The sequence below is a fragment of the Enterococcus sp. 2201sp1_2201st1_C11_2201SCRN_220225 genome (assembly GCF_040925905.1).
Lineage (GTDB): Bacteria > Bacillota > Bacilli > Lactobacillales > Enterococcaceae > Enterococcus_C > Enterococcus_C asini_A.
This window is the reverse complement of record NZ_JBCOJC010000027.1, coordinates 32,829-35,706: the sequence shown is the minus strand read 5'-3', so window position 1 is coordinate 35,706 and position 2,878 is coordinate 32,829. Positions and strand designations below refer to the sequence as shown.

The following is a 2,878-nucleotide window of genomic DNA, read 5'->3' as shown; positions in this document are numbered from 1 at the left end:
TGGCGCACAAAACGCGCCACATCTTCGACTAATTTTTATTAGATTTGTCTCCACCAACACGATTTGACGAAGAGCCGTTTTTACTAGACTGTTTCCATTTTACGTTCAAATTAGTATAAAGTTTAAAATCCGCGACTGCCGCCACCAAATGTACCGCCACCACTAGAAGAAGTGGTGCTGCCACCGCCACCACCAAAGCCACCGCTGTTATTGTTATTACGGGGAATTCGACGAGTAGTGACAAAGGAATTGGTCAATTGATTTTCATTGACGGTTAAGTTGACTTGGCTATTTTCTTGATAAGGATATTTGTAAGTGCCAAGTTTCAATTGATAACGGGATTTGATGACCACAAAGAAGGCCACGGCCAAAACTGCTGCCAGTACCACTGCAATGAAGGCTTCAAAAGGAGAAATCGTCTTGTAATAAGTGATTTTTCCGGTTTCTTCATCCACTCGATAATGGCCACTAGGCACACCATCTTCCACATAGCCTGCTGCCATTTCAAAAAAATTGCTGCCAGCTTCAAAATAATTCCCCGCTCCCATTTGTTCTTGAAGTTCATCAAAAATGGATTCCAAACGTGCATCTGTTAAGTAATCAATCATATTGCCAGAAGTCTTAATGGCGGTTACCCGCTGATTCATATCTAAAAAGAGGACGGCACCGTTATTGTTGTTGCCTACTTTGGCCCGCAAATATTCCTGGGCGTATTCTTCGGAATCTGTTGTATTCGTATTGGAAGTTACTAAATAGACATCCCCTTTAATGGTATTACTTAAGTTTGTGGCTTGTTCTTCCAGTTGAATGATCTGAGTTTCCGAAAACAAACCGGCCGAATCTTCAACATGCTCGGTGTCTGCCATAACGTGGAGGGGAAAGCCGATAGCCACTAAACCAAATAGGAATAAAAAGAGTTTTTTCATAGTAGATACGCCACCCCCATAAAGAGTGCCAGTAACCCGGCAAAGATGCCTCCAGCTACTAAGCCAAGCTTTTTATAACTAATGGGCAAAATCCCAGCAACTTTTCCCGTTTGACCATTCATAGCGTAGTAGAAAGTCTTTTTCCGGTCGTCATCTGCTTGGTAGGTCACCAACCACACCGGCAACAGCAAGTATTCTTTTTTTGTGTCAGTTAACTCTAAGTGACTGCTTTGCACTGAAAAAGTAGTAAAACTGCCCACTGTATTTTTTAACAAGTTTTCCCCATAGCCTTTCAATTCTTGTTCCACATCAGAAGCCAAGGTTTGGTATTCAATGTCTCGTTTTTCCGCTTGAAAACCGGCGAGGTACTGGTCTTTAAAGTTTACTGCTTGCTCCAATTGGAAAGGTTGCACAGATTCCACCATTTTTTGCTGTGTGTTTTTGGAGAGGGCGTTTTTCACCAAATTACTAAAGCGAAAACGTCCCGCTCGGCGTACTTCGTATTGTTTTGTTTCGGTGTATTCAATGTCTCCCACAATCCAGACTCGCAAGGATGTACCGGTACCATTTAGACCGCCATCAGCTTGAGCGTTAACGTTCCAATAAGGGAAATATACCCCAGTGAGTTTGGCCACTTGGTCTTTATTAAAGAAGTCTTTGGGGACAAACCATTTCTTTTGAGACCAATTCAAGAAACTTTCCACAGCTTCTTCTTTGGTTATTGCAAAAGGAAGCACTTTATCTGGTAAAAATTTTCCAGATAAGCGTCCTTGTAAGACCACAGGATTGTGGCAGTAGTAACAAAAGGTGGCTGCCGTGGTAGTATCTGTAACGATTTCCGCTCCACAGCTAGGGCAGAGGTAGAGCTCCATAGTCCCCTCAGCGCTAGTCTCTGTCTCCGTGGTAGTATCTTTTGAGGCAGCATCTTCCGTAGTTCCAGTGGCAGTTGAATTGTCTTCATCTACCATTTGAGCTGCTTTTTGTTTGGCTTCAAACTCACTGACCTCTGCTTCGGTAAAGATACTTAAGCAGTAGGGACAGTGAAATTTTTGATCGGCGGGATCGAAGGTGAGGGCCCCGCCGCAATTTGGGCATTTATGTGTAATTACCTCCATAGTCCCACCCCTTTATTAGGCATCTAGCGGCACGCCTTTGAAAGGTTTGCCACAATGAGGACAGAATTTTGGAATTCCGTTTGCTAAGTCCACCGTTTCGCCGCATTCTGCACATTTCATTTCTAGTTTCGCAGTAGCTGTTGGTGCTGGAGCCGGTTTTGCTTCCCCACAGTTGCTACAGAATTTGCCAGTATTTTCGGTACCGCATTTCGGACAAGTCCAACTATCTGCTGAGGGTTGAGCAGCTTGTGCTTGTTGTGATTGCTGTTGTTGGATTTGTTGATTATTAGCTTGAGAAGCTTGGTTTAAGAAACCACCCCCGGCATTGGTTGCCATGCCCATACCCATAAAGCCAGTAGTAGCCCCCGCCGCATTTTTGCCGGCTTCTTCCATACCACGAGCCACGGATCCTTGAACATAACCTTCCCGCACACTAGGGTCACCCAGCATAGCACCTTGGTTGCGCATATTGATTAACTTCATGGAATCATCGGTATAAGAGATGCTGGCTACGGCTACAGCTACGATTTCCATCCCCCGTAGTTCTTTCCAACTATCGTCTAGAACATCAGCCATGTATTTGGAGAGTTCCATACTCTTTGAAGGCACATAACTGATGCGTTGGCCATCAGCCGACATTTGGCTAATGGAAGACTGCAATGCCGTGAGAAATTCATTTAAATACTGTTCGTTAATTTCATTAATGTCCACTTGAGTTTTGTTTTTAGGAATTGCGTTGGCATAAAACATAATAGGATCGGTAATCTTAATTGAATACGTGCCGTGAGCCCGCAAGAATAACTCCGCATTGTAAAAGTTATCAAAGTAATTCAAAGG

At 43.7% G+C, this 2,878-nt stretch carries 3 protein-coding genes; all 3 read right to left on the bottom strand.

Going from position 1 to position 2,878, the window contains the following annotated elements; all coding sequences use genetic code 11:
- Positions 1-122: 122 nt before the first annotated feature.
- Complete coding sequence (locus tag AB5754_RS08560) at positions 123-926, bottom strand: TPM domain-containing protein (RefSeq protein WP_368251294.1); 804 nt, start codon at positions 924-926, stop codon at positions 123-125.
- Positions 923-2,041: a TFIIB-type zinc ribbon-containing protein gene (locus AB5754_RS08555; protein WP_368251293.1), complete on the bottom strand. Its 1,119-nt coding sequence runs from the start codon at positions 2,039-2,041 to the stop codon at positions 923-925. Before AB5754_RS08555 ends, AB5754_RS08560 begins: the two co-directional genes overlap by 4 nt.
- 15 nt (positions 2,042-2,056) lie before the next feature.
- On the bottom strand, positions 2,057-2,878 hold an 822-nt coding region (locus AB5754_RS08550; RefSeq protein WP_368259548.1), incomplete at its 5' end, for an SPFH domain-containing protein.

Coding starts and splice junctions, on each gene's coding strand:
- AB5754_RS08555 (WP_368251293.1), bottom strand. CDS start 2,041: ATGGAGGTAATTACACATAAATGCCCAAATTGCGGCGGGGCCCTCACC.
- AB5754_RS08560 (WP_368251294.1), bottom strand. CDS start 926: ATGAAAAAACTCTTTTTATTCCTATTTGGTTTAGTGGCTATCGGCTTT.